22 protein-coding genes are annotated in these 25,900 nt (G+C 59.5%); 2 read left to right on the top strand and 20 right to left on the bottom strand.

Features of this window, described 5'->3' with window-relative positions:
• The first annotated feature begins 236 nt into the window (after positions 1-236).
• Positions 237-1,202 carry a LysR family transcriptional regulator gene (locus tag ACWIKB_RS05560; RefSeq protein ID WP_475265700.1) on the top strand — a complete coding sequence of 322 codons (966 nt, stop codon included), beginning with the start codon at positions 237-239 and terminating at the stop codon, positions 1,200-1,202.
• Here the strand turns inward: ACWIKB_RS05560 and ACWIKB_RS05555 are convergent.
• The 10 genes from ACWIKB_RS05555 to arnB form a co-directional block, all read right to left on the bottom strand.
• A complete protein-coding gene (locus ACWIKB_RS05555) occupies positions 1,153-1,713 on the bottom strand; it encodes a GNAT family N-acetyltransferase (RefSeq protein WP_475265699.1) in 561 nt (186 codons plus the stop codon). The genes ACWIKB_RS05560 and ACWIKB_RS05555 overlap by 50 nt on opposite strands.
• A gap of 96 nt (positions 1,714-1,809) precedes the next feature.
• A complete protein-coding gene (locus tag ACWIKB_RS05550) occupies positions 1,810-3,438 on the bottom strand; it encodes an ArnT family glycosyltransferase (RefSeq protein WP_475265698.1) in 1,629 nt (542 codons plus the stop codon).
• Positions 3,411-4,790, bottom strand: a complete 1,380-nt coding sequence (locus ACWIKB_RS05545; RefSeq protein ID WP_475265697.1) for a UDP-glucose dehydrogenase family protein — start codon at positions 4,788-4,790, stop codon at positions 3,411-3,413. The genes ACWIKB_RS05550 and ACWIKB_RS05545 overlap by 28 nt, the downstream gene beginning before the upstream one ends.
• A complete protein-coding gene (gene arnF / locus ACWIKB_RS05540; RefSeq protein ID WP_475265696.1) occupies positions 4,787-5,200 on the bottom strand; it encodes a 4-amino-4-deoxy-L-arabinose-phosphoundecaprenol flippase subunit ArnF in 414 nt (137 codons plus the stop codon). The genes ACWIKB_RS05545 and arnF overlap by 4 nt, the downstream gene beginning before the upstream one ends.
• A complete protein-coding gene (arnE, locus tag ACWIKB_RS05535; protein ID WP_475265695.1) occupies positions 5,197-5,541 on the bottom strand; it encodes a 4-amino-4-deoxy-L-arabinose-phosphoundecaprenol flippase subunit ArnE in 345 nt (114 codons plus the stop codon). The genes arnF and arnE overlap by 4 nt, the downstream gene beginning before the upstream one ends.
• Positions 5,538-7,187, bottom strand: a complete 1,650-nt coding sequence (gene arnT, locus ACWIKB_RS05530) for a lipid IV(A) 4-amino-4-deoxy-L-arabinosyltransferase (RefSeq protein ID WP_475265694.1) — start codon at positions 7,185-7,187, stop codon at positions 5,538-5,540. Before arnT (ACWIKB_RS05530) ends, arnE begins: the two co-directional genes overlap by 4 nt.
• Positions 7,184-8,068 carry a 4-deoxy-4-formamido-L-arabinose-phosphoundecaprenol deformylase gene (gene arnD / locus ACWIKB_RS05525; RefSeq protein WP_475265693.1) on the bottom strand — a complete coding sequence of 295 codons (885 nt, stop codon included), beginning with the start codon at positions 8,066-8,068 and terminating at the stop codon, positions 7,184-7,186. Before arnD ends, arnT (ACWIKB_RS05530) begins: the two co-directional genes overlap by 4 nt.
• On the bottom strand, positions 8,068-10,059 hold the full coding sequence (gene arnA, locus ACWIKB_RS05520; RefSeq protein WP_475265692.1) for a bifunctional UDP-4-amino-4-deoxy-L-arabinose formyltransferase/UDP-glucuronic acid oxidase ArnA: 1,992 nt from the start codon (positions 10,057-10,059) through the stop codon (positions 8,068-8,070). The genes arnD and arnA overlap by 1 nt, the downstream gene beginning before the upstream one ends.
• A complete protein-coding gene (arnC, locus tag ACWIKB_RS05515; RefSeq protein ID WP_475265691.1) occupies positions 10,056-11,075 on the bottom strand; it encodes an undecaprenyl-phosphate 4-deoxy-4-formamido-L-arabinose transferase in 1,020 nt (339 codons plus the stop codon). The genes arnA and arnC overlap by 4 nt, the downstream gene beginning before the upstream one ends.
• Positions 11,072-12,220 carry a UDP-4-amino-4-deoxy-L-arabinose aminotransferase gene (arnB, locus tag ACWIKB_RS05510; protein WP_475265690.1) on the bottom strand — a complete coding sequence of 383 codons (1,149 nt, stop codon included), beginning with the start codon at positions 12,218-12,220 and terminating at the stop codon, positions 11,072-11,074. Before arnB ends, arnC begins: the two co-directional genes overlap by 4 nt.
• Before the next feature lie 376 nt (positions 12,221-12,596).
• Between arnB and ACWIKB_RS05505 the strand changes: the two genes are divergently transcribed.
• Positions 12,597-13,535 (top strand): site-specific integrase, encoded by a 939-nt coding sequence (locus ACWIKB_RS05505; protein ID WP_475265689.1) that lies wholly within the window; start codon positions 12,597-12,599, stop codon positions 13,533-13,535.
• Positions 13,536-13,541: 6 nt separating this feature from the next.
• Here ACWIKB_RS05505 and ACWIKB_RS05500 read toward each other — a convergent pair whose 3' ends face one another.
• The 10 genes from ACWIKB_RS05500 to ACWIKB_RS05455 all read right to left on the bottom strand — a co-directional run bounded on the left by ACWIKB_RS05500 (position 13,542) and on the right by ACWIKB_RS05455 (position 25,732).
• Positions 13,542-14,594: an ABC transporter ATP-binding protein gene (locus ACWIKB_RS05500; protein ID WP_475265688.1), complete on the bottom strand. Its 1,053-nt coding sequence runs from the start codon at positions 14,592-14,594 to the stop codon at positions 13,542-13,544.
• Complete coding sequence (locus tag ACWIKB_RS05495) at positions 14,591-16,189, bottom strand: ABC transporter permease (RefSeq protein WP_475265687.1); 1,599 nt, start codon at positions 16,187-16,189, stop codon at positions 14,591-14,593. The genes ACWIKB_RS05500 and ACWIKB_RS05495 overlap by 4 nt, the downstream gene beginning before the upstream one ends.
• 3 nt (positions 16,190-16,192) lie before the next feature.
• Positions 16,193-17,209, bottom strand: coding sequence for an iron ABC transporter substrate-binding protein (locus ACWIKB_RS05490; RefSeq protein WP_475265686.1), 1,017 nt, complete (start codon positions 17,207-17,209; stop codon positions 16,193-16,195).
• Positions 17,210-17,522: 313 nt separating this feature from the next.
• Positions 17,523-19,025 carry an ArnT family glycosyltransferase gene (locus tag ACWIKB_RS05485; RefSeq protein ID WP_475265685.1) on the bottom strand — a complete coding sequence of 501 codons (1,503 nt, stop codon included), beginning with the start codon at positions 19,023-19,025 and terminating at the stop codon, positions 17,523-17,525.
• Between the two features lie 150 nt (positions 19,026-19,175).
• Complete coding sequence (gene arnT / locus ACWIKB_RS05480) at positions 19,176-20,900, bottom strand: lipid IV(A) 4-amino-4-deoxy-L-arabinosyltransferase (protein ID WP_475265684.1); 1,725 nt, start codon at positions 20,898-20,900, stop codon at positions 19,176-19,178.
• Positions 20,901-21,227: 327 nt separating this feature from the next.
• Complete coding sequence (pmrG, locus tag ACWIKB_RS05475; protein WP_475265683.1) at positions 21,228-21,905, bottom strand: lipopolysaccharide core heptose(II)-phosphate phosphatase PmrG; 678 nt, start codon at positions 21,903-21,905, stop codon at positions 21,228-21,230.
• Positions 21,906-22,280: 375 nt separating this feature from the next.
• Positions 22,281-22,829: a PqiC family protein gene (locus tag ACWIKB_RS05470; protein ID WP_475265682.1), complete on the bottom strand. Its 549-nt coding sequence runs from the start codon at positions 22,827-22,829 to the stop codon at positions 22,281-22,283.
• A 17-nt stretch (positions 22,830-22,846) separates the two neighbouring features.
• Complete coding sequence (locus ACWIKB_RS05465; protein WP_475265681.1) at positions 22,847-24,502, bottom strand: PqiB family protein; 1,656 nt, start codon at positions 24,500-24,502, stop codon at positions 22,847-22,849.
• The gene (locus tag ACWIKB_RS05460) at positions 24,483-25,139 is read right to left on the bottom strand and encodes a paraquat-inducible protein A (protein ID WP_475265680.1); all 657 of its coding nucleotides are present in this window, start codon (positions 25,137-25,139) and stop codon (positions 24,483-24,485) included. The genes ACWIKB_RS05465 and ACWIKB_RS05460 overlap by 20 nt, the downstream gene beginning before the upstream one ends.
• Complete coding sequence (locus tag ACWIKB_RS05455) at positions 25,136-25,732, bottom strand: paraquat-inducible protein A (protein WP_475265679.1); 597 nt, start codon at positions 25,730-25,732, stop codon at positions 25,136-25,138. Before ACWIKB_RS05455 ends, ACWIKB_RS05460 begins: the two co-directional genes overlap by 4 nt.
• Positions 25,733-25,900 lie beyond the last annotated feature (168 nt).

The following is a 25,900-nucleotide window of genomic DNA, read 5'->3' as shown; positions in this document are numbered from 1 at the left end:
CGCAAATCAATGGGGCGTGGTTAGGCCAAAGCAGTTTTCAAAGGGGCAGTTACGAAGTGGCGAGAACTGATCGAAGTGTCAGTTTTTAATGGTGCGAAATCAGTGAGTTGGCACTCAGGTGCGGAATTTATTAACGGTTGCCAAGCCTTGTTTTCTGTGTTCATTATTATTAGCCAGCACTATTTTTGTTGTTGGACACAGAGTGTTGAATAGGGCGCCAGAGGTAAATAAGCATTATGGAAACCCCACTTTCCAATTCCGGAAACCCGCCGCCAAAACCGCCTCACCGGGCACCATTGGCGCTCAGCGGCCTGGACTTCAAATTGCTCAAAGTGTTCAAGGCGGTGGTTGAGGCTGGTGGCTTCAGCGCCGCGCAGAACGAGCTGAATGTGGGCCTGGCGGCGATCAGCAAGCAGATTTCCGACCTGGAAATCCGCATCGGCATGCGCTTGTGCACCCGCGGGAGAGAGGGGTTTCATCTGACCGAAGAAGGACGACTGGTGTATCAGGCGTCGATTGATTTGTTCGCCTCGGTTGATAACTTTCGTGATCGGCTTAGTTCAGCGCAGAACGAACTTATCGGTGATCTGGGTGTGGGAGTTATCGACAATACGATCTCCGACCCTAACTCTCCGTTAGTTGCCGCACTTAGAAGAATTAATGAAGAATCACCGAAGGTCAGGTTTCAACTTCAGGCCTCTCAACTGGATGAAGTAGAACGCGGTGTAGTGGAGGGGCGATTAGTGGCGGGGATCGTGCCGGTTTATCAAAAGCGCGAAGAGTTCGATTACTACGCGCTTTACGAAGAACGCTCCGAGGTTTACTGCGCGTTCGGCCATCCACTGTTCTCGGCGCCAGAGGCGGAAATCAGCAGCAACGTGCTCAAGGATTACGAGTGCATCAACCACCGCTACGCGATTCATCGGGACAAACTCAACTTTGCCCGCTACGACAGCTTTTCAGCCTCGGCCACCCAGGTCGAAGCCGTGGCGCTGCTGATCAAGACTGGCTGTTTTGTGGGCTTCCTGCCGCAGCATTACGCGGTAAACCTGGTGGAACAGGGGCAATTTCGGGCGGTGCGCCCGGACCTGATTCATATCATGACGCCGTTCAATCTGATCCTGCGCCACAACACTGTGCGCAGTCCGCTGGTCAAGGCGTTTGCCCAGGCACTGGGTGTGGATTTGAAAGCTCCGGTTTGAGGGGCAGACACATCGCACACCGACGTTCACCCGGCAAACCGTGGGCGACTTCGTTGCTCAATACCGCCAATAAACGTGGCCCGATTCCACAAGAGCTCAATGTTTCAAAGCCGAATCGTTGATAAAACGGTTCATTCCAGGGCAAGTCTCGAAACGTGGTCAGGGTCAGACCGTCGAGTTCTCGTTTACGGGAATACTCAATCGCCGCTAACAGTAACTTTCGACCGATGCCCCGGCCCTGAAAGTGTTGGCTGACAGACAGTTCCTGAATATGCAGTTGGTTATCGACTTGTTCGGCGCTGAGGAAACCCGCAAGTACGCCATCGGGCAATTCTGCGACCCAGACATCTTTGGTTTCGATGGCTTGCAGGTGTTGCCGGGCGTCGGTCACTGGCGAGTCAGCGAGCCAGGCGAGTGAAGGGTCGGTACGAAAAAGAGCCGCCGCCGAACGCTCGATGTCGGGGAGGGCGTTCGCGTCAGCGGGTTGGGCACGGCGCAGGGTGATGGTCATGATGATCGTGTAGGAGCTGCCGAAGGCTGCGATCTTTTGATCTTAAAGGCAAAGTCAAAAGATCGCAGCCTGCGGCAGCGCCTACAGGGCCATGCGTCAAGGTTTGAGATGGAGCAAGACGTAGTCGTTTTTATCGAAACGACCGGTCAAGGCAGGCGGCAAATCGCCAAGTGCTGTCCCTTTAAGCGCCGTGTAATCACTCCGATCCATCATCACCCAGACCGGTGCCTTGAGGGTTTCCAGTGCCTGAACCGACTCGGTAAATACCGGCTGCAGGTCCTGCTCGATATTGACCATGAACTTGATCGCCTTCGCGTCCTTGCCCATGCCGAACAGCACCAGCGGCGCCGGCTCTTGTTGAACCTGGGCGAAGGCTGCCCGGCTGAAGCTGCGCGAATCGTAGAGCTGACGTTCCACCGGTTCGAACACCAAAATGTAAACCGACCACAACCCCAGCACCGCGCAAAACGCCAATGCCTGTGCCCGCCAGGCCGGCCGGAAAAGCGCAGCCAAAGCGATCACTTGCAAAACGCCGAGTACGATCAATATCGGTGCCAGTGAGGTCAACCATTCGGGGAAACGTCGCTGGCCGACCACCAATCCGACGATCAACAACCCCGGAATCACCAGCCATACCCCTTGCATCAAACCACGCAACACGCCGAACAACCGGCCTTGCATCACCTGAAATGGATACGCCGCAATGATCGCGGCCATCGGCAGCATCGGCAGCAGGTAACGGGCCTTTTTCGCCTGGGGAATCGACAGCCCGACCATCACGATCAAACCGGCCGCCGCGCAGTACTGCACCAGGCGCAACTGTGGTCCAGTCTCACGGGGATTAGTCAGGCAGATCGCCGCCAGCGCCAATACCCCCAATGGATACGCCAGCGCATAGTTGCCCATGGAACTGGTGAAGTAATACAGCGAGCCGCTGACACCTTCACTGCCGTCCATGCGTCCCATGAACTGCATGCGAATCACGTCCTGCATGAAGGCGGGACCACCGCTGACCTTGGCCAGCAGCAACAACAAACCGACACACAGCACCAGCAGCCCGGCGGCAACCAGTCCAAAAACAAACAGCCGTTGCCACTGACGATTGAGCAGGAAATAGCTGCACAGCATGCCTGTGGGAACCACTAACCCGATGGGCCCACGAACCCCGAAACCCAGCAGCAACAAGGCAAAGATCAGCAACCAGCGACGTGGCGCACCAAAGTGATCGGCGGCATAGCCCAGGTAGAACACTGAAAACGCCACCGCCGCGAGCATCAAATCCAGGGACACGGCGCGGGTTTCAGTGACAAAGGTGTTGGTCAGCAGGAGCAGGGCGATGCTCAGTACAGCCCAGCGCGTGGAGTAGGGCGCCAGCAGCCGATACATCAACGTGACGATCACTGAACCGGCCACCGCACTCGGCAGCCAGGCACTGAAGGCGTTCACCTGCCCGAATGGCAGCGACAGCAACCAGACGAACAGTGTGCTCACCGCCGAATAGTCAGCATAGGGCTGACCATAAGTGGTCGGAAAAACCGTCGGCCCGTGGCGCAGCATTTCCTGGGCGAACAACACGAACCGCGAATCAAAGCCGATGGCGGACTGCTGATAAACCCCGGCCATGAACAACAGCAGGGCCAACAGCCCAAGACCGAGGGACTGTCGACGGATTGCATCAGTCGGTTGAGCCGCCACCGTCAGGCAACCGCTGGCGTGTTGGGCCATTGCTGGTATGGAATCGGCAGCTTGCGCGATTCCCCACGTCCCATCGGGAAGTACAGGAAGCCGCTGCGGGACAAGCGTTCGGCGTCATACAGATTGCGCCCGTCAAAGATCACCGGCGCGGCCAGGCGCTGGCGGATCAGATCGAAATCCGGGGCTTTGAACTGTTGCCACTCGGTGCAGATGATCAGCGCGTCCGCGCCGGCCAGTACTGACTCCGGCGTGCCCATGAGCATCAGCTTCGATTCGTCCGGGTACAAATGCTGCGTTTCCTGCATTGCTTCAGGGTCGAAGGCCCGTACGTTGGCCCCGGCCGCCCATAACGACTCCAGCAGCACCCGGCTTGGCGCATCGCGCATGTCATCGGTGTTGGGCTTGAACGCCAGGCCCCACACGGCAAAGGTCTTGCCGGCCAGGTCGCCTTTGTAAAACGCATTCACGCGCTCGAACAACTTGTGTTTCTGCCGTTGGTTGATCGCTTCCACCGCTTGCAGCAGGTCGCTGGAACAGTGCGCCTGTTCGGCGCTGTGGATCAGCGCGCGCATGTCCTTGGGAAAGCACGAGCCGCCATAACCGCAGCCCGGATAGATGAAGTGGTAGCCAATGCGTGAATCCGCACCGATGCCCAGGCGCACGGATTCGATGTCGGCCCCCAAGTGTTCGGCCAGTTCGGCGATCTGGTTGATGAAGCTGATCTTGGTCGCCAGCATGCAGTTGGCGGCGTATTTGGTCAGCTCGGCGCTGCGCAGGTCCATGAACATGATGCGGTCATGGTTGCGGTTGAACGGGGCGTAGAGATCGCGCATGACGTCGCGCACCTCATCACGTTCACAGCCGATGATGATACGGTCCGGGCGCCGGCAATCAGCCACCGCCGAACCTTCCTTGAGAAACTCGGGGTTGGAGACGATATCGAACTGCAACTGGCGGTCAGCCTGCAACAGCTTGCTTTCAATGTGTGCACGCAAGGTGTCGCCAGTACCGACCGGCACGGTGGATTTTTCCACGAGGATCAGGGGTTGTTCGCGATGACGAGCGACCGCGTCACCCACCGACAACACGTAGCTCAGGTCGGCCGAGCCGTCTTCGCTGGACGGCGTACCCACGGCGATGAACAACACTTCGCCATGCTGTACGGCCAGTTTTTCGTCGGTGGTGAACTGCAGACGCTTGGCCTCCAGGCTTTCCCTGACCAGACTGGCCAGCCCCGGTTCGAAAATGCTGACGTGGCCCTGCTGGAGCAATTCGACCTTTTTGGCATCGATGTCCATGCAGATCACATCGTGGCCGACTTCAGCCAGAACGGCAGCCTGTACAAGGCCAACGTAACCACTACCAAATACACTGATTTTCATGGGTCATTCCTGAGAACGGAGACGCGAGCAGGTCGAGAGTTGATGGTGATGACACCCAGGATGACCAAGGCCACCCCAAGGCTTTTTGCAAGACTGAAATGTTCGTTGAACGCCGGCAGGCTTGCCGCCAGCAGGTACACCAGCGCGTAGCTGATGCTCAGCAGCGAATAGGCCCGGCCCAGCGGCACATCGCGCAGGGCGAGCAGCCAACTGAGCATCGACAGCGCATAGGCGAGGATCGCCGCCAGCACTACGCCAATGGCGGTCAGGTCCACGCTGCCATTGCCCAAGGCAGTCAGCCATTGATCGGGATGCGGCAGCCGGCTCATGCTCCAGCGCATGCCCAATTGCGCAGCGCTGGCGAGCATTACGCTGCCCAGGGCAAAGGTGATTCCACGGCGCAGGCTCATGCGTGTTGCCCCAGCAAAACCACACCACCGATCACCAGCGCCACACCGAGCCAATGGCGACGGTCGACGGGTTCGTGAAAGATGAAGCGGGCGACCAACGTGATCAGCACAAAATTGAGGCTCAGCATCGGATAGGCGATGCCGACCTCCAGGCGCTGCAGTACCAGCAGCCAGACCAAAAGCCCCAGGCCGAGAGAGAAGAGCGCCAGCCACAACCACGGCGAACGTAATTTCTCGCCCCAGCCGGAGTCTTTACCGCGCCAGCTCTCCACCGCGTACTTCTGGGCGATCTGGCCCAGGCACGTCAGCAGGCATGCGGTCAGTAGCAGAACCAGGCTCATGACACATCCTTGGGGATAATCAGAATCACCAGGTTGCCTTGTTCATATCGCTTGCCCTCTTTAGGCAGCAGATCCACTTCCTGCAGTTCGTCGTCACCCTTGACCCGCATGACCACGCCCACGGAACCCTGCTTGCGAGCATCGCGCATCCACTGTTGCACTTCGTCGAGGGTGATTCGCCGATTCTCGGCTTCGGGATAATTCAGGCCATATTTCAGCTCGCCGACGGTGTTGTACAACGCCACTTGCGGACGTTGCAGACGCCAGGCCAGTGCCGACGCCGCCCCCAGATCGTTGCTCATCAGTTGGGTGGTCTGGCTGAGTTCACGGGCGTGTTCGAGGATGAATTGGTCAGGCGTTTTGTTCGACACCACCGAGTTGGGCAGACCGGAGGGAATCAGGCCGATGAACAGCAAGCTGCCAAACGCCGGCGCTGCCCAGCATTGGAGGGGCCGGAAGGCTTGCAGCAGGTTGGCCATGATCCAGCCGATCAGCGCAATAAACACCAGCACCAGGTTGTGCAGTTCGAGTTCGTACAGCGGCTTTTTCAGTTGCAGGTACACCAGGGCCAACAGCACCGTCAGGCCCAGCACCAAATTCAGCAGGCCATTGAGTCCCAGCGCCCGACCTTGCTCAAGCCGCAAACGATCGGCCACCGCATGCCCCAACAACAGGGCCAATGGCAGCAGGCACGGCAAGATGTAGGTCGGCAGTTTGCCGTTGCTCAGGCTGAAGAAAACCAGCGGCATCAGCAGCCACAACAGCAGAAAACCGATGTTCGCCTGGCGTCGGGTTTGCCAGGCTTGTTTCAGTGCCGGCGGCAGCAACACCGCCCACGGCAGACTGAACGCCACCAGCAGCGGCAGGTAAAACCACCAGGGCGCGTCATGCTGGGCATCGTCGCTGGCGAACCGTCGAACGTGTTCGTGCCAGAAGAAGAACCGCCAGTAATCAGGCTCTTGGGCATGCACCGCCAAAGCCCATGGCAGGCTGATCGCGATGGCCACGACCACCGCAATCGGGCCGTAGACCAGCAGTTCACGCCAGCGTTTCTGCCAGAGCATCCACGGCAGGGCGATCAGCACCGGCAACAGCCAGGCGAGAAAACCCTTGGTCATGAAGCCCATGCCGCAGGCCAGTCCCAACGCGGCCCAGCTCAATAACCGCGCACCACGGCCAGTGCTGTCCAGCGCAAACCACAAGGCCACCAGACTCAAATTGACCCAGAAGCTGAATTGCGGATCGAGGTTGGCGTAACCGGCCTGACCGGCGACCACGGTGAAACTCATGTACAGCAAGGCGCAGGCAAAACTTTTACGCGGCTCGTTCCACAGGCGCCGGGCGATCAGGTAGCACAGCATGACACTCAGCCCGGTGCTCAGGGCCGAGGCGAAGCGCACGCCGAACAGGTTCTCGCCAAACACGGCCTGACCTAGGGCGATCATCCAGTAACCGGCCACCGGTTTCTCGAAGTAACGCAAACCCATGAAATGCGGCGACACCCAGTCACCACTCAGGAGCATGTCCTGACTGATCTGGGCGTAGCGGGTTTCGTCGGGAATCCATAAACCATGGGTGCCCAATGGCAACAGGTAAGCCAGCAGCATGACGACCAGCAATACAGGCAGGGCCCAGCGTTTACTCATGCGCCTTGCACTCCCAGCCAGCCTTCACGGCCTTCGAGGACGCCACGCACCACGCGCCCGGCCGGCAGGCTGGCGAATGACTCGGGCAACAGGCCGCCCAAGGGTTTGAAACAAATGTCACGCTGGCGCGCATCGGCCAGCAGTTGACGAAAATCATTGGCCATCAGAATCCCTTCTACCTCGGCATGGATCGTGTAGACGTTGAGTTTTTCAGGAGTGAAGCGGTCGAGAATGAAAGCGTTGAAGTCCTTGGCGGCCACGCTCGGCCCGACCACTTCGTCAAAGGTCGGCAAGTCCACCGGGATTTGCGGCGCACCCAGAAGGCCACTGGCCAAGGTCGGCTGGAACAGGCTTTGGCCCCGGCAATCGCTGTTGTAGCGAAAGCCGAAGGCCTGCTTGGCTTCGATCACGCGTTCGTCTGCCCGCCAACCGGCGGAGGCCGAGCAGTCGACTTTTTCCCCGAGGATGTCGCTGAGGCTGTCGACGCCCCGGCGAATCTGCTCGATCAGTTGCGCATCGCTCCAGCGCCCGGCATTGGCCTGCCAGCCATGGTGATCCCAGGCGTGCAGGCCGACTTCATGGCCAGCCGCCCGGGCCTGACGCATCAAGTGCCCGAGGTCGCGACCGATGGGTTTGCCCGGCCAGGCAGTGCCGGCCAGCAAAATGTCCCAGCCATACAGGCCGGCGGCGTTGGAACGCAGCATTTTCCAGAGGAATTGCGGGCGGATGAGGCGCCACAAGTGGCGCCCCATGTTGTCCGGCCCGACGCTGAAGAAAAACGTCGCCTTGACCTGGGCCTCATCGAGGATTTCCAGCAACCGGGGCACCCCTTCACGGGTGCCTCGGTAAGTGTCGACATCGATTCGAAGGCCTGCCTGCATCAGCGCTTGTCCGCGATTTCGAGCATGGCTTCGCGCAAGAAGAAGTCCAGCGTGTTGCCGATGGTCTCGCTCATCTCGACGGTTGGCGTCCAGTCCAGCAGACGTTTGGCGTTGTCGATGCTTGGTTTACGGTGCGAAACGTCCTGGTAACCGGTGCCGTAGAACGCCTTGCTTTCCACATCGCGGAAACCGGCGAACGGCGGGAAGTTGCTGCGCAACGGGTGAGCTTCGAACTGACGAAGCAGCTCTTCGCCCAACTGACGGATGCTGGCTTCGTTGTCCGGGTTGCCGATGTTGATGATCTGGCCGTTGCACACGTCGTTGTCGTTGTCGATGATCCGCGCCAGTGCCTCGACGCCGTCAGCGATGTCAGTGAAGCAGCGTTTTTGCTCGCCGCCGTCGAACAGACGAATCGGTGTGCCTTCCACCAGGTTCAGAATCAGCTGGGTGATTGCCCGGGAGCTGCCGATACGTGCCGAGTCCAGACGGTCCAGGCGTGGGCCCATCCAGTTGAAAGGACGGAACAGGGTGAAGTTCAGGCCTTTCTGGCCGTAGGCCCAGATCACGCGGTCGAGCAGTTGCTTGGAAACGGAGTAGATCCAGCGTTGTTTGTTGATCGGGCCGAGCACCAGGTTCGAGGTGTCTTCGTTGAATCGTTCGTCCTGGCACATGCCATAGACTTCGGAGGTCGACGGGAAGATCACGCGCTTGTTGTACTTGACGCAGTAGCGAACCAGTTTCAGGTTCTCTTCGAAGTCGAGTTCGAAAACACGCAGCGGGTTGCGGGTGTATTCGATTGGCGTGGCAATGGCCACCAGCGGCAGGACCACGTCGCATTTCTTGATGTGGTACTCGATCCACTCGGAGTGGATGCTGATGTCGCCTTCGACGAAGTGGAAGTTCGGATGGCTGCGCAGGCGCTCGATGGCGTCGGAACCGATGTCCAGGCCATAGACTTCATAGCGGTCGTCACGCAGCAGGCGCTCGGACAAGTGGTTGCCGATGAAGCCGTTGACACCGAGGATCAGCACGCGGGTACGGCGCGGCGCACGACCGGATTCGGCACCACGCAGCACGGAGCCGTCCACCAGGCCCAGTTCGTTGGCCAGTTGCGGGCCGCTCAGGTACAGGCCGTTGTTGTTGCGCTGGCCGGCGGTGATCACCAGGGAGTCTTCGCCGCAGGCGATGCGCAATGGATCGACGCTGATGACACGGCCTGGCGCCTGACCTTCGTTGCCTTTGACGACTTGGGCGCCCCAGACAATCAGTTTGTGCTCGCCGACGTCACAGAAAGCGCCAGGGTAGGGCTGGGTCACAGCACGCACCAGGTTGAACAGTTCTTCGGCCGGTTTCTTCCAGACCAATTTGCCATCGGCCGGGGTACGACGGCCGAACACGGTGGCTTTGGATTCATCCTGCGCAGTTTCAGTGACCTTGCCTTGCAGCAGCGCTGGCAGGGTGTCACGCAGCAACGAACTGGCGGCATCGCGCAGCTTGGCGTGCAGGCTCAGGGCAGTGTCGGAACGCTCGATAGCGACTTTTTGCTGGGCGAGGATAGCGCCGGCATCGGCACGTTTGACCATGCGGTGCAGGGTCACGCCGGTTTCGGTTTCGCCGTTGACCAGCACCCAGTTGGCCGGAGCGCGACCACGGTAGGTCGGCAACAGCGAGCCGTGCAGGTTGAACGCACCTTTGCTCGCGGTGGCCAGCAGTGGCTCGCTCAGCAGGTTGCGGTAGTAGAAGGAGAAAATGTAGTCCGGGTTGAGCTTGCTGATGCGCTCGATCCACAGTGGATGGTTGGCATCTTCCGGAGCGTGCACGGGGATGCCTTTGTTGGCACACAGTTGCGCAACGGAACCGTAGAAAGCGTTTTCCTTCGGGTCATCGGCGTGAGTGAACACGGCCGCGATCTCAAAACCTGCGCCAAGCAGGGCTTCGATGCCGGCACAACCGATATCGTGATAGGCGAAGACAACAGCTTTTTTGCTCATGAGAGAACCTGATCTGAAGAAGTTGAAGTGAGACCGTCGACAGTGACAACGGGAGCAGGGGAGGCGGGTTGGCTACGCAAGACTTTTTCGATAAAGAACCGCGGGCGTGCCCGGACATCGCTGTACATGCGGCCCAGGTATTCACCCAACAGGCCCATGCCGATGAATTGCCCGCCGGTAAAGACGAACAGCACGGCGAACAATACGAACGTGCCGCCGCCAGCCCAGCCGGCGCCAAAAGCCAGGCGCAGGACGATCAGCGCAATGGCAAACAGCACGCCAAGGCCGGCCATGCAGAAGCCGACGATGCTGAGCAGGCGCAGCGGGGTGGTGGTCATGCAGGTGATCAGGTCAAACATCAGGTTGACCAGACGCATCGGGCTGTACTTGGATTCGCCGTGTTCACGCTCGGCGTGGGTCACCAGGATTTCGGTGGTGTGCCGGGCGAAGCTGTTGGCCAGGATCGGGATAAAGGTGCTGCGCTCACGGCAGGCGAGCATTGCGTCGACGATGGTGCGGCGATAGGCCCGCAGCATGCAGCCGTAGTCGGTCATGGCCACGCCGGTGGAGCGTTGCACAGCCAGGTTGATCAGTTTCGACGGCCAGCGGCGCAAGGCCGAGTCCTGGCGGTTGTTGCGCACGGTGGCGACCACGTCGTAGCCGAGTTCGGCCTGGGCCACCAGGCGCGGGATCTCTTCGGGCGGGTTCTGCAGGTCGGCGTCGAGGGTAATCACCACGTCGCCCTTGCATTGTTCGAAACCGGCCATGATCGCTGCATGCTGGCCGTAGTTGCGGTTGAGAATGACCGCGACCACCCGACTGCCTTCACGATTGGCGGCGTCCTCGAGGATCTGCGCCGAGTCGTCGCGGCTACCGTCGTCCACCAGCACGATTTCGTATTCGTAGTGCAATTGGGCGCAGGCCGCTTCGGTACGACGCAGCAGTTCGGGCAGGCTTTCTTCTTCGTTGTAGACCGGAATAACGATCGACACGCAGTTGATTGGGTAAGGTTTCAAAGGCTTCTGTCCATAATATTTTCAATGGCGCCGACGACTCGTTCGACATCGTCGGTGGTCATGTCAGGGAACAACGGGATCGAACACAGCCGCGCCGAGTTCCATTCGGTATTGGGCAGGTAAATGTCCGGGTAACGCTGGCGGTAGTAGGTGTGCAGGTGCGTCGCGATGAAGTGGATGCCGGTGCCGATGTTCTGCTCCTGCAAGGCCTTCATGAACGCTTCGCGGTCGAGCCCGCAGCGTTCGGCGTCGATACGCAGAATGAACAGGTGCCAGGCGTGCTGTTGCGGATACGACGGGATCGCCAGTGGTTGCACCGGCAAGCCTTCGAGCCGTTGCAGGTAGGTCTGGGCCAGTTGTGCGCGTTTGGCGTTGATCTCGTCCAGTCGCTCCAGTTGCACCAGGGCGATGGCGGCATTGATGTCGGCCAGGTTGTACTTGAAGCCAGGCTCGATGACTTGGGCCTGGGGTTTGCGGCCACCGGTCAGGCGGTCGTAGGCGTCCACGCCCAAACCGTGAAACTTGAGCATGCGCACCCGATTGGCCAGGGCTTCATCGTCGCTGACAAACATCGCGCCCTCGGCGCAGGTCATGTTCTTGATCGCGTGGAACGAGAAGATCGCCGTGCCTTGTGAGCCAACGTGGCGACCTTTGTAAAACGTGCCCGCCGCGTGGGCCGCGTCTTCGATAACGGGAATACCGTGTTTATCGGCCAGGGCATAAAGCGGATCGAGATCGAACGCCGCGCCGGCGTAATGCACCGGGATGATCGCCTTGGTCCGAGGCGTGATTGCCGCTTCGATGCTGTGCAGGTCAGTCATCAGGGTGTCGCGATCAACATCGACAAACACCGGCGTTGCACCCAACAGGCAGATCATGTTGGCGGTGGATACCCAGGTCTGGGACGGGGTAATGACTTCATCGCCAGGACCAATGCCCAAGGCCAGCAAAGTGATGTGCATGCCACCGGTGGCCGAAGACAATGCCACGGCATGTTTGCAACCGACGTAGTTGGCGAAGTGCTCTTCCAGTGCCTGGTTTTTTGGCCCGGTTGTGATCCAGCCAGAGCGCAGTACTTGCTCTACGGCTGCAATTTCTTCATCGCCGATACTGGGGCGTGAAAAGGGGAGAAAAGCCTGACTCATGGGGACCTCGGGGCTGAAGCTTCAACGGGAATTTCAGGTATAACGTCTTGGATCCACATTGAGCGTAGACGCTAAAACGAAAGCTGCATCAATTAGTTACCGCAGAAATGTGACAGATTGCGTAGGTTGACTTTTTGCTCCCTGCTCGTCAGGTTGTGTTGGCGGACCGCGAGTGGCCTGATCCGTTCAGATTAAGCGCGAAAATGTGAAAGGGACATGAAAAACCGGTCGGCGAATCGTTTATCTGAAGTTCAGACAGCTAGAGTTCAGACTTCGACCGTTGATCGCGTTAATCCCAACGTTTGCTACTCCTTACAGCAAGTAACCGAACTCTTTAGTTGTTGTGTTGAACCGTTTTCATTCAAGGCTTTTTCGTTTGATTGACTTACCCGCTAATGACCCAAAGGCTGCAAAAGCCAACCCGTTGACCCTTTATCTGGCGCGTCTGGCGCCGTCCAGCCAACTGACCATGCGCTATGTCTTGCAAGACGCGGCGGATCGCCTGGGCTTCGAAGATGTGAACATCGAGGAGATTCCCTGGTACGAACTCCAGCCCGAGGATGTCGTTGCGTTAGTGGCCGCTTTGCGCACTGACGGTTACGCGCCGAATACCTCTTCGCTGTATGTAAACGCTGTACGCGGGGTCATGAATGAAGCCTGGCGCATGAGCCTGATCAGTCAGGAGCACTTGCTGAAAATGCGCTCGGTCAAAGGCATCGCCGGCACGCGGCTGTCCCAGGGGCGCAACCTTAAGCGCACGTTGATTCAAGAGTTGATGGAAGTCTGTGCCGCCGACCCTCGGCCCCAAGGCCTGCGGGACGCGGCGATCATTGCGGTGCTGTACGGTTCGGGCATGCGCAAGTCGGAGTCGGTCAACCTGGACCTCAACCAGGTCGATTTCAGCGAGCGCAGCCTGCGGGTCACGGCCAAGGGCAACAAGCAGTTGATCAAGTACGCGCCGGCCTGGGCGTTCGCCAAACTGGAGGCGTGGCTGGAACTGCGACGTTCACAACTGGGGGAGGGGCAGGAGGACGATCCGTTCCTGTTCAACCGTATCCGTCGCGGCAGCCACATCACCCGCGAGCGCATCACCAAACATGCGATCTACTACATCGCCCGGCAGCGCGGCGCACAGGTAGGGGTGAAGATCATGCCCCACGATTTCCGGCGCTCGTTCATCACTCGGGTGATCGAAGAACATGACCTGTCGATCGCGCAGAAACTGGCCCACCACAGCAACATCCAGACCACCGCCAACTATGACGTGCGCGATGACAATGAGCGGCGGCGGGCGGTGGATCGCTTCGACTTGTGACGGCTGTCAGTCACTCAACACATGGGCATTGCCGAGCGTGGTGACGTGCACGGCGCTGCCGGCTGGCGGCGCGTGCATGCCGGAACTGCGCACCAGCAACGACCGGCCTGTTTCAAATTCGCCGGGCAGCAACTCCACGGTCAAGGTGCAGGTGTTGCCACCAAAATCGCGCTCGGTGACTACCCCCGGACAACCGTGGGTATCCGCCACCGAGTCGCCGATCTGCAACTGCTCGGGCCGCAGCATGATTTGCGCCGAGCCGTTTCTGTCCTGATCGTTGACCGGAATCCGGCCCAGGTCGCAATGGGCCCAACCGGACTCGATTCGCGCCGGCATGACCACCGCATCGCCGAGAAACAACGCGGTTTGTTCGTCATCGGGGTAGCGGTACAAATCCATTGGATGCCCCGACTGCACCAAGCGGCCCTGACGCATCACCGCCAACTGATCGGCGAACGACAACGCTTCGCTCTGATCATGGGTCACCAGAATCGTCGTAACGCCGGCAGTTTCCAGTAAACGCGCAACCATCTTGCGCATGGCCGCGCGCAAACCGGTGTCGAGGGCCGAGAAAGGCTCGTCCAGCAGCATCAGCCGTGGCTGTTGCGCCAGCGCCCGGGCCAGGGCCACACGCTGCTGCTGGCCGCCGGACAGTTCATGGGGCCAACGCTTGGCCATGTTCGAGTCCAGATTGACGCTGTCCATCAGCTCGGCAATACGTTCCTGTCGGGCCGGGCCTTTGTCCGTCAAACCGAAACCGATGTTGGCGGCCACGGTCATGTGCGGAAACAAGGCACCGTCCTGGGGCACGTAACCGATCAAACGCTGGTGTGCCGGCACCGAGTGGGTGCTGTCCACCAGGGTCTGGCCGTTGAGCGAGAGGCTGCCGGTGTCAGGGAACTCGAAGCCGGCAATCATCCGCAGCAGCGTGGTTTTGCCCGAGCCGGACGGCCCGACGATCACCGTGCGGCTACCGGTGGGCACCGACAGGCTAATGTCTTCCAGGGCTTGCTGGGCGCCGAAAGATTTGTAGATGGAGTTCAGTTCGAGGGCGTTCATCGGCCAGCCGTGCGTTTGGATTGGTGATAGAGGAGTCCGGTCAGCGGCAGCGACAGCAGGATCATGATCAGCGCGTAAGGTGCCGCCGCTGCGTAATCGATTTCGCTGGTCATCGCCCAGAAACCGGTGGCCAGGGTGCGGGTACCGTTGGGTGCCAACAGCAGGGTGGCGGTCAACTCGTTGGTGATTGCCAAAAACACCAGTGCGGCGCCGGCTGCGGCACCCGGTGCAGCCAGGCGCAAGGTAATCAGCCACAAGGCCCGACCGGGGGAACGTCCTAGGCTGCGGGCCATGTTTTCCAGTTCTACCGGAGCCTGGGCGATGCCGGCGCGCAAACTCACCAGCGCCCGGGGCAGAAACATCAGCAGATACGCCAGCAGCACGGTGATGGTGGTCTGGTAGATCGGCCGGGCGAAGTGAATCGTCACCGTGACCAAGGCCAGGGCCACCACGATGCCGGGCAACGAACTGGTGATGTAATTGCAGCTTTCCAGCACCCGTTGCAGGCGCCCCGGCGAACGAATCGACAGCCAGGCAATCGGGATCGCGGCGCAAGTGGTCAGAGCGGCGCCAGCGACCCCGAGCAACAGCGTCTGTTGCAGGGCCGGTAGCAATTCACTCCACTGCCAGACCTCGCTGCCGCCCGCGATCAGCCATTTGCCGAGGGTAACCAGCGGAACACCCAGTGCCAGCATGCAAGTAACGATTTGCAGGGCGAGGGCGAGGCGGGTGGTGTTGCCATCCAGCCGTACAATCCGCTGCTCCCGGGCACTGCCCGAGCCGACGCGGGCGTAACGGGCAGTGCCACGCGCCGCCGATTCGCCGGTCAGCATGGCCAGGCAACACAGGGCCAGAACCCCGGCCAGCATGTGCGCGGCCGGGCCGTTAAACGTCGATTTGAACTGATCGAAAATCGCCGTGGTAAAGGTGTCGAAACGGATCATTGCGTACAGGCCATATTCCGCCAGCAAATGCAGACCGACCAGCAGCGCACCGCCGCAAATGGCCAGGCGCAGTTGCGGCAGCACCACTCGGAAAAACACTGCCCAAGGCTTGAGCCCGAGGGATTCGGCAACGTCTTCGATGGCCGGATCGAGCCGGCGCAATGTCGCGGCCACCGGCAGATAAAGGAACGGGAAATATGCGATCACCGACACCAAAACACCGGCCGGTAACCCATGAATCGACGGCACCAGGCTGACCCACGCATAGCTGTGAACGAACGCCGGCACCGCCAGCGGCGCGGTGGCCAGCAACGACCAGCCACGTCGGCCCGGCAGGTTGGTGCGCTCGGTCAACCAGGCCAACGCCACACCCAACGCGACGCATAAGGGCAGGGTAATCAGCACCAGCAACACGGTGTTGATCAGCAACTCGCCGACCCGTGGCCGCAACACCAGTTTCTCGATGCCGGCCCAACCGGTTTGCCAGGACACGCCAATCACAAAGGCAATCGGCAACAGCGCCAGCAGCGACACCAGCACCGACAAACCCGTCACCCACGCACCACCGCGGCCAATAAACAGACCGCGGGAGCGTCGCAGCGAATTCGCCGGTATCGCCGAAGCGACACCCGACGGCAGGGTTTCAGGCATCAATTAGAGCAGTCCGGCCTGGGTCATCAGTTCCACCGCTTTTTTGCTGTCGAGCTTGGAGGCATCGACGGTCGGCGCGTCGAGCTGCGCCAGCGGCACCAGTTTCGGGTTCGACTCGGCATTCAGGCCCACGGCGTATTCGAACGAGTTGCCGTTCTTCAGAACCGCCTGGCCGTCCTTGCCGGTAACCCACTTCAGGAAGGCCTGAGCTTGTTCCTTGTGTTTACTTGAGGCCAGCACACCGCCACCGGAGATGCTGACAAAGGCGCCCGGATCTTTGTGCTTGAAGTAGTGCAGCGAGGTGTTCTTGCTGTTTTCACCGGTTTTGGCCTGATCGCCGAAGCGGTAGTAGTGGTAGATCACACCGCTGTCGATCTGCCCGGCGTTCACCGCTTTCAGCACCGCGCTGTTGCCCCGGTAAGCGGTGGAATTGGCTTTCATTGCCTTCAACCAATCGAGGGTGGCGGCTTCGCCCTTGAGTTCGAGCACGGCCGCGACAATAGCCTGGAAGTCCGCGCCGCCCGGTGAGGCGCCCCAGCGACCTTTCCAGTTGGGTGATGCAAGATCCAGCAGCGACTTGGGCAGATCGGCTTCCGCCAGTTTGCTCGGGTTGTAGACAAACACTGTGGAGCGCGCGGCGATCCCGACCCATTTGCCGTGAGCCGGACGATACGGTGCGCCAATTTGCTCCAGGGTGGCGGGCGCGACCGGGGCGAACAGCCCGGCATTGTCTACCAGCACCATGGCCGGGGAGTTCTCGGTGAGGAACACATCCGCAGGGGAGGCCGCGCCTTCCTGGACGATCTGGTTGCCCATCTCGGTGTCGTCGCCATTGCGCACGGTGACCTTGATCCCGGTTTCCTTGGTGAAGCCTTCAATCCAGGATTTGGTCAGGCTTTCGTGCTGAGCGTTATAGACCACAATGCCGTCGGCCTCGGTGGCGGCGTACACATGCCCGGCGCTGACCAATGCGGCGGTCAGCAGTGCGGTTTTGAGAAAAGAAGGAATGCGGGAAGTCATGCGATGCGTGCTCCTGTTTTTTTTTGATTTTTGCCTGCGCCGTCCACAGTGTTGACGAGGAAGGTTCTCAATAACTGTAGATCAATAGGAATCATTTGCATGTTTGAGGCGCGGCGAATGTAGAGCGCTGAATGAGAAAAAAACGTTAAAAAAACCGTCAATTCGTGTCATTCGCTGGAAGAAGAAAGGGGGCAGAAACAACCTGTGGGAGCGAGCCTGCTCGCGAAGAGGCCGTCACATTCAATATCTATATTGACTGACACGATGCTTTCGCGAGCAGGCTCGCTCCCACAGGGAGGATTACCGGTGTTGGTCAGGATTGAGGAATAAACGCCACGCTCTGGTCCTCCCGACCATGGAACATCCGCTCGCCATTGGTAGGCGTGGTGGTGATGACCTGATGGTCGACACTCAGGTAATTCAACGGCAGCGCATCACCGTTGCGGTATTGCGCCACGATGATGGTGCGCTGCGGATCCCAATGCTGACCGCTGGTGGTTTCGAGCCAAGTCATCAAAGCTGCGCTGTCGCCGGTGCGTGGGAAGTTCTGGTTTTCCTGCACGTAATAGAACGGCGCACCGCCGGTTTGCAGGTACATCGGCACTTTGTTATCGACTTCGATCATGACCATCCGCCAGTCCTTCAGCGGCGCACGTTTGCTGGCCTCAAGCTTGACCGTTTCACCGAAGCGGACCACGCCGCCACCGCCATTGGTCCAGGGATAAAGCACGCCCAGCACCGCGAGCAGCAGCACCGTGGCCGCGCCAAAACCAATCTTCCAGCCACGACTCACCACCTTGCGTTGGGTGATCCACCAGGCACCGAGCAATTGCGCAAATGGCACCAAGGGCAATACGTAATAACTGCGCCGACTGCCACTGGCGGTAAAGAACAGCATCAACAAACCCAGGCCCCAGATCAGCCAGCGGGTATTGGGCTCGATGCTATGCCAGCGCCGCACGGCAACCCACAACGCGATGATCCAGCAGGGCGCCCAGGGCAGGGTGTAGACCGGCAGGTAAATCAGATAGGTGTAAATCGGCCCGATGTTGTCGAACGGCTGGAAAAACCGCACGACGTTTTCCCGCAGCACCAGGCCCAGGCCACTTTCGCCATAGGTCGGCGCACCGTAGAAGTGAGACAGGATGAACGGCGTCATGTAGAACGCGCCGGCCATCACCAGCGCCAGGCACAGCCGCAGGTTGAGATGGCGTTTCCAGCGACCGTCCTGCAACAGATGGGGCAACAGCAGCAAGCCCGGCAGAATGAAGCCGATCAAGCCTTTGAACAGCGAAGTCAGCGACAACAGCAGGAAAAACACCAGGTAGCGACTGAAGCGGGTGTCGTCTGGTCCGCGCCAGTACCACCAGACGGCGGCGAGTACACCGCAAACGGTGAGGATGTCGGCCGTCGCGACCCGTGCCCAGAAGACGAAGTAGAACGTGGTCGCCAGCATCCACCCGGCAATCAGCCCGGTGCCTTTGCGGAACAATTGCTCGCCGAGCGAATACACCAGCCACACGCTCAGCCACGCCGAGATCACCGAAGACAGGCGCAGCGACCAGTTTCCGAGGCCGCCAGTCAGCCATGCCGTGGCGGTAATCAGCCAATAGGACGGCAGCGGCTTGTCGTAATACGGCCCGCCCTTGAGATACGGATCGAAGTAGTCACCGCTCTGGAGCATCTGCAGGGCGATATTGGCCCACCGGGTTTCGGCGCCCCAAAGTTCCCTCGAGCCCAAACCCAACACCAACATCAGGGCAGTCGCGCCCAGCAGGAGCCACAACGCGGCCCTGTCATTTGCCCGGAACTTCATGGAGGGTTTCCCTGGAACTTGAATTGGCATTACTCACTGTGGGAGCGAGCCTTCTCGCGAAGGCGGTAGGTCATTCAACATCAACTCTGAATGTACCGGCCTCTTCGCGAGCAGGCTCGCGCCCACAGGATTTGGTGTTTGTCTGAGCGATCAGGGTTGGGTTTGGGGGAATATCAAAATCTCCAAGTTGCCGCGCTCATAGCGTTTGCCGTCCACCGGCAACAACTCGACTTCCTCGACCTCCTGCACACTGTTGACCCGCATCACCACCCCGACCGAGCCTTTCTTGCGTGCTTCAGTCATCCACTGCGCAACGCTGTCCTTGGTGACTTTGCGCGAATCCATGGCCGGATCATCCAGGCCATATTTCAGCTCGCCAATGGTGTTGAACAGATCGACTTGCGGGCGCTTCAAGCGCCAGGACAAGGCCGACGCCGCGCCCAGGTCGTTACTGAGCAACGAGGTGGTCTGGCTCAAGGCGTCCAGGTGTTCGGCAATGAACTGGTCAGGCATCTTGCTGTTGACGATTGTTGCGGGCATCGCCGCCGGCAGCAGCGCGACCAGCAGCCAGATCCCCAGCGCCGGCGCGGCCCAGAACTGCAAGGGGCGGGAGACTTGCAGCGCGTTGGCGATGATCCAGCCGGCCAGCACGATGTAGCCCAGGGACAGGCTGAACATCTCGGTGTTTTCGAAGATTTCCCGGGTCGCCTGGACGTAAATCAGGGCGATCAGACCGACGCTGCCCAGCGCGACGTTGAGCATGCCGTTGAGACGAATCGCCCTGCCTTTTGCCTGGTCCACCAGGCCCACCACGGTATGGCCCATCAACAACGCCAGCGGCAGCAGGCACGGCATGATGTAGGTCGGCAACTTGCCGCTGCTCAGGCTGAAAAAGGCCAGCGGCAACAGCAGCCACAACAGCAGAAAACCAATGGCCGGTTTACCCTTGTTTTTCCACGACTGGATAAAGGTGGACGGCAATAATGCGGCCCACGGCAGGCTTGAAGCCACCAGCAACGGCAGGTAGAACCACCACGGACGGGCATGCTGCGCATCATCAGCGGCAAACCGGCGAATATGCTCGTTCCAAAAGAAAAATCGCCAGAAATCCGGTTCCTGATGGTGAATGGCGAGCACCCAAGGCAGGCAGACCACCGCTGCGACAATCACGGCAATCGGCCCGTAACGTAGCAATTCCCCCAAGCGTCGCTGCCACAGCATGTAGGGCAGGGCGATCAGCACGGGCAACAGCCAGGCGAGGAAACCCTTGGTCATGAAGCCCATGCCACAAGCCGCACCCAACACCGCCCAGGCACCGAGTCGTCCTCTACCTGACGGGCTATCGATGGCAAACCACAGCGCCACCAGGCTCAGATTGACCCAGAAGGTGAACTGCGGATCGAGATTGGCATAACCCGCTTGCCCTGCGATCAACCCGAAACTCATGTAGAGCAACGCACTGGCGCCACTCTTGCGCGGGTCGTTCCACAAGCGGCGGGCGATCAGGTAAGTCAGCCATACGCTCAGCCCGGTGCTCAGCGCCGAAGCGATCCGCACGCCGAACAAGTTGTCACCGAACACTGCCTGGCCGATGGCGATCATCCAGTAGCCGGCGATGGGTTTTTCGAAATAGCGGATGCCCATGAAGTGCGGGGCGATCCAGTCGCCGCTCAGGCGCATTTCCTGGGCGATCTGGCCATAACGGGCTTCGTCGGGAATCCACAAACCGTGGCTCACCAGTGGCAGTAAATAGAACACCACGAAGGCCAGTAGCAAACCGGGAACGATCCAGCGTTCGGCGGCAGTGGGGGCAGGTGCAGGTTGGCGGGACAGCTTCGCCGTAGGGTGTAGCAACAGATTGTTATGGGACGTCATAACTCGACCTTAACTCAGGGACGTTGCTTGATTCAGTGTTGTGCCCGGCGCAATCCTGCGCGGGCATAACACTGGCTTGAGTGAATGCAGGCATGTCGGCAGCTGAATGTGCGTGATCTCCCTGGATCCAGAGAACTATCAACCTTCCTGGCTGAACCGTTCCTGAAGGAATTCAAGCTTGAAACCCAGCGAAGTCCAGTCATTCATGTAAAAGACAAACTTTTTTTACATGAGCACACCCACTAGCTAGCCAACTAAGTAGCCTGCTATTTATATTTTGATCTTGTATGACGCTTGGCATTTAACAGTTGACTAATCTGGCGCTCGTTACTTCAGCGCTTTTTCGCTTGATAGCAAATGCCAATCAACGTCATTCAGCACGCCCAATACTTGAAGGTGTCCATCGGCGCCGATACTGGCAAACAATGAACTGCTGTATTCGCTGGTGTTGGCATGCTGGAAACCCGTCTGCTTTTCGAAATCACTGATGCAGCCGCTGTGGGTGACCAGCACCGTATTGCGATGGGCAATTTTGTGGGCGACGACGTCGTTACGCAGGGTTGTGCCACAACTGGCCAGCCATTCCTGGGTCAACGCTTCTTTACCGAACATGTAGTGCGCGGTTTGCTCCGTGCGGGTAACCGGGCTGGTGAAGACATCGGTCTGTGCCATGCCCAGTCGTGTAAAGCCCTGACCCACTGCGGTGGCAGACTCGCTGCCAAGCCGCGTGATGCCATCGGCTGGCCCCAGGCACGGGTTGCTGGAGCGGTCGCAGCGCTCGGCGTGACGAACCAGCACCACCACTTCACCGGCGCGCCAGTGCTGGAGCAATTCGGCGCGAGCCTCGACGCCGGCACTGCCCAGGTCGACCGGCGATCGATGCCACAGGACGAAACCCGTTACCAAAGCGGCCACCGTCAGCAAGGCTGACACGCTAATAATGCGGGTGAGTCGAGAGAGCTGCCAGCGGCGCGCAGGCATGGCGGATGACAATGATTCGAACACGGTCTAGCCCCTTTGGATAACCCGAAAACTGCGCACGACGCAGTCTGGCCGGGAAAATATCGACGGTTGTTGAAGTTGTTTGGTCAAACTTTCAGCAACGCTCAATACACTAAGGGGCGATGCGTATGAGCCCGGTGAAACGGATGTGAAAAATTTGCGGAGAAACGTCCTATTGATCACGAAACTGCTTCCTTTTAGTTTCAGTGGACAGAGCGTAGTTGACTAATTAGTTTTAAGTCAGGTGTATTTGAAAACTAGTATCAAATACATAGGTGGGATTAATTCAAGTTGTTGCAGAAGCTAATAATGGGCGACACCCACCCAGCGGCAGTTGTAAAGCCGTTGGGCTGACGCAGGGGAGGGCAACCGTGTTTTTCAGAGCGACGCCGGGCAACCCCGCTGCGAAGCGGCCGCTTGGCTGATCACCGCGGCCAGGCGTTTGACGTTGTTTTGTTGCGCCGTCACCAGATCCTCGATTGACGGCCCCGACGGCGTCTGCAAAGTGCTGCGACAGGTAACCAACACGTTATCTCCCGCCCCAAGAGGGCGCAGGCGCCATTTGACGTCGATCAAGCCGTACTGGCCGGGAATCGAGTCGAAGCGCTGCACATCCACCCGCAACGACACCTTGCGTTGCGGATTGCTGTTGGACAGTTGATCCACCAACGCGCTACGCAATTCGTCCGACAGGCTTGCGCCCCACCAATCGGTTTCGAGGATCGACAGGCCGCTGTTGCCCTGACGAATGACAATCTGTGGCCGATCGACCTGCGGCGGCACGCTGATGCCTTCAATCTTGATCTCGTCGCCACTGGTGCGGGGAGGTTGTGCCGGGGTCAGGGTGTGAAAGTGAATCGGGTCGCTGCGGCACGCCGCAAGCAGCAACAATGCGGCGACCAAGGTGATCTTCGGCGAAAAAGCCATGGGTGTTGCTCCTGTGGTCAGTTGCGCGGTGGTCCTTGCAGATCCGATGGCGCGGCATTGTCGGGGCGGCCGCGAATCAGCGATTCCGGGTGACGGCCCAGGTAATCCGAGAGTTCACGCAATGACCGCGACATACGTTTGAGTTCGTCCAGGGTCTGGGTCAGCTGTTCGCGCTGCGGCGAGTCTTCGGCAAGGGTCGAACTGGCCGATTGCAGGGTCTTGCTGACGTCGGCCAGGGTGGTTTGCACGCCGGGCAGGGTCTTGGCGTTGAATTGCGCCAGGCCTTTGCGCAGTTCGACGAGGTTGCTGTCGAGGTTGCCGGCAATCCGCTCCACCGGCAGCTTGTTGATCTTGTCGACCATGGCCTGAAGTTTTTCCTGCAATTCTTCCAGGCTGCCCGGGATCGTCGGGATACTGACCGGCCGGGCGTTTGGATCGAACGCGACTTTCTCCGCTTTCGGGTAGAAATCCAGCGAGATATACAACTGACCGGTCAGTAGGTTGCCGCTGCGGGCCTGGGCACGCAGACCGTTTTCGATAAAGGTGCCCATCAAACGCACGCCAGCGGCTTCGTCATTGGGGTCATGCATCAAGGCCTTGATCATTTTGGTGTGGGCCTGCCCCAGCCGTTGCGGGTAGATCACGATGCCGACATTGACCGGGAAGCTGCGTTTTTTCTCGTCGAAATCAAGATTGATCGCCACCACTTTGCCAATCTCCATGCCGAGGAATTCCACCGGCGCATCGACCTTGAGCCCGCGCAGGGCCTGGTCAAAACGCAGGCTCAGGTACTGCGCCTTGCCGTTGGGCGGGGCGAGGGCGGTGGTCTGGTCTTCGAACAGCTCGAAGGTTTTCTCCTCGCTGGCCGGTTGGTCGTTGGGGCTGTATTGCGGGGCAAGAAAAGCGATGCCGCCGACCAGCAACGAGGACAGCGATTCGGTCTTCACCGCAAAGCCGTTGGCACCGATGTTCAGGTCGATACCGCTAGCGTTCCAGAACCGGGTGTTTTCGGTGACATAGGCATCGTTGGGCGAATGGACAAAGACTTCGAGATTCACGCCTTTGCCGTCGGCATCCAGTGCGTAAGCCACGACTTGGCCGACCGGAATCTTGCGGTAATAGACCGGCGAGCCGATATCCAGCGAGCCCAGGTCCTGAGAATGCAGGGTGAAGCGCTTGCCCGGCTCGCCGTAGGTGATGGGCGGCGGGTTTTCCAGGCCTTTGAAGTTCTTCGCGCGACCGTCGGCGTGACCGATATCGGCGCCGATGTAGTCACCGGACAGCAAGGTATCGATACCCGAGACGCCGCCAGCACCGATGCGCGGGCGCACCACCCAGAATTGCGAGTCTTCGCGGGTGAAGGTTTCAGCCTGTTTGGACAGCTTGATCGTGGCATCGACACTCTTGTGGTCGTTGCTCAATTCCACGTCAGAGACATGGCCGATCACCACATTGCGGTATTTGACTTCGGTTTTGTTGGCGGTCAGGCCGTCGCCTGTCTTAAAGGTCACGGTAATGGTCGGGCCTTCCTGCATCAGACTGTGCAGCACCAGGGAGATCCCCACCAGGACCGCCACGATGGGCACGATCCAGACCAGCGATACGCTGAAACGACGAGTCTTGATACTGGCCTGGCCCGGGGCCTGCGGCCCGTCAGTGGCTTGCGACTTCATCCATGTCCTCCTCATTTTGTGACGGGGCAGGCTCTTTATCCCAGATCATTCTTGGGTCGAAGCTCATCGCCGAGAGCATGGTGAACACCACCACCAGGCCGAAAAACAGAATGCCCGGGCGCGGTTCGATATCCGCCAGGGCCTGGAACTTCACCAGAGAGGCGACAAGTGCCACCACTATCACGTCGAGCATTGACCAGTAACCAATGACCTCGACAAAACGATAGAGCTTCGACCGCTCCTTGCGCGCCCATAAGCTGTCGCGGTGAACGGTCACCAGCAGTAATGTCAGGGCCACGAACTTGATACCGGGCACCGCGATGCTGGCGATAAAAATGATCAGGGCAATGTCCCAGGCACCGGCCTCCCAAAACTCCAGCACGCCGCTCATGATGGTGCTGTCGGCGCCGTTGCCGACCATTTTGGTGTTCATCACCGGCAACAGATTGGCCGGCACATAAAACGCCAGGGCGGTGAACATATAGGCCCAGGTTCGGGCCAGGGCGTTGGTCTTGCGCCGATGCAACGGCGCGCCGCAGCGCTCACATTCATGGGGATCGTGGATCATGTCGCAGGCCAGGCCGCAGCTGTGACACAGGCACAGGCCGAGTTCGCTGGCGACCGGAGGGGTTGTCATAGGATGTCCCACAGCTCACGGATATCGCGCCCGGCGATGCGGATCATCATCAGACTGAGCACGGCCAGGGCGAACAGGCCAATGCCGGGCAGCACATCCAGCAACCCGGCGAGCTTGATCACCGCCACCATCGCCCCCAGCAGGCAGACTTCCAGCATGCTCCAGGGCCGGAGTGTTTCCAGCCAGCGCATGCAGAACCTGAAACCCGGCGAACGCCGGCCCTTGAGGGCGAAGCCCAAGACCCAGATCAGCAGCAGCAACTGGAAGACCGGCGCGATGATCATCGAGATCGCCGCCACCATGGCAATGAACGTGATCGGTCCCAGGCTCAGGGCCAGCACCGAATCCCAGAGCGTCGCACTGTTTTTCAGGCCTTTGAGGCTGATGCTCATGACCGGGAAGAAATTGGCAAAAATCCACAGCATCAATGCGGTGAGGGTCAAGGCCAGCCGCTGCTCCAGCGTCAGGCCGTTATAGCGCTGGAGCACGCCGCCGCAGCGGGTGCACAGGGTTTTCTGATGCTTGGCGAGCGTGACTTTTTCATACACGCAGTCGCAGTGCTCGCAGATGATCAACTGGTCAGTGGTGGCCATGGGTCGCATTCGCAAGGAGGCAGGAAAGTCAGAGCACCTTCTCAATATAGAAGTGCCTTGCGATAGAGCAAATTAAAAGGCGGTTCAAAGGGATGCACGCCCGACCTGTGGGAGCGGGCTTGCTCGCGAAGGCGGTGTGTCAGTCGACATCGGCATTGACTGACATGA

This window comes from Pseudomonas sp. 5Vm1k, assembly GCF_056161485.1.
The sequence above is the reverse complement of the archived record's forward strand: the minus strand, read 5'-3'. Positions and strand labels throughout refer to the sequence as shown.

What these genes read in the sequence shown, in the direction of transcription:
- ACWIKB_RS05485 (WP_475265685.1), bottom strand. Translation starts at nt 19,025, where the DNA reads ATGAAGTTCCGGGCAAATGACAGGGCCGCGTTGTGGCTCCTGCTGGGC.
- arnD (WP_475265693.1), bottom strand. Translation starts at nt 8,068, where the DNA reads ATGCAGGCAGGCCTTCGAATCGATGTCGACACTTACCGAGGCACCCGT.
- ACWIKB_RS05460 (WP_475265680.1), bottom strand. Translation starts at nt 25,139, where the DNA reads ATGACAACCCCTCCGGTCGCCAGCGAACTCGGCCTGTGCCTGTGTCAC.
- ACWIKB_RS05465 (WP_475265681.1), bottom strand. Translation starts at nt 24,502, where the DNA reads ATGAAGTCGCAAGCCACTGACGGGCCGCAGGCCCCGGGCCAGGCCAGT.
- arnB (WP_475265690.1), bottom strand. Translation starts at nt 12,220, where the DNA reads ATGAGTCAGGCTTTTCTCCCCTTTTCACGCCCCAGTATCGGCGATGAA.
- ACWIKB_RS05495 (WP_475265687.1), bottom strand. Translation starts at nt 16,189, where the DNA reads ATGCCTGAAACCCTGCCGTCGGGTGTCGCTTCGGCGATACCGGCGAAT.
- ACWIKB_RS05560 (WP_475265700.1), top strand. Translation starts at nt 237, where the DNA reads ATGGAAACCCCACTTTCCAATTCCGGAAACCCGCCGCCAAAACCGCCT.
- ACWIKB_RS05470 (WP_475265682.1), bottom strand. Translation starts at nt 22,829, where the DNA reads ATGGCTTTTTCGCCGAAGATCACCTTGGTCGCCGCATTGTTGCTGCTT.
- ACWIKB_RS05455 (WP_475265679.1), bottom strand. Translation starts at nt 25,732, where the DNA reads ATGGCCACCACTGACCAGTTGATCATCTGCGAGCACTGCGACTGCGTG.
- arnT (WP_475265694.1), bottom strand. Translation starts at nt 7,187, where the DNA reads ATGAGTAAACGCTGGGCCCTGCCTGTATTGCTGGTCGTCATGCTGCTG.
- arnA (WP_475265692.1), bottom strand. Translation starts at nt 10,059, where the DNA reads ATGAGCAAAAAAGCTGTTGTCTTCGCCTATCACGATATCGGTTGTGCC.
- arnT (WP_475265684.1), bottom strand. Translation starts at nt 20,900, where the DNA reads ATGACGTCCCATAACAATCTGTTGCTACACCCTACGGCGAAGCTGTCC.
- ACWIKB_RS05550 (WP_475265698.1), bottom strand. Translation starts at nt 3,438, where the DNA reads ATGGCCCAACACGCCAGCGGTTGCCTGACGGTGGCGGCTCAACCGACT.
- ACWIKB_RS05555 (WP_475265699.1), bottom strand. Translation starts at nt 1,713, where the DNA reads ATGACCATCACCCTGCGCCGTGCCCAACCCGCTGACGCGAACGCCCTC.
- ACWIKB_RS05500 (WP_475265688.1), bottom strand. Translation starts at nt 14,594, where the DNA reads ATGAACGCCCTCGAACTGAACTCCATCTACAAATCTTTCGGCGCCCAG.
- arnE (WP_475265695.1), bottom strand. Translation starts at nt 5,541, where the DNA reads ATGAGCCTGGTTCTGCTACTGACCGCATGCCTGCTGACGTGCCTGGGC.
- arnF (WP_475265696.1), bottom strand. Translation starts at nt 5,200, where the DNA reads ATGAGCCTGCGCCGTGGAATCACCTTTGCCCTGGGCAGCGTAATGCTC.
- ACWIKB_RS05490 (WP_475265686.1), bottom strand. Translation starts at nt 17,209, where the DNA reads ATGACTTCCCGCATTCCTTCTTTTCTCAAAACCGCACTGCTGACCGCC.
- ACWIKB_RS05545 (WP_475265697.1), bottom strand. Translation starts at nt 4,790, where the DNA reads ATGAAAATCAGTGTATTTGGTAGTGGTTACGTTGGCCTTGTACAGGCT.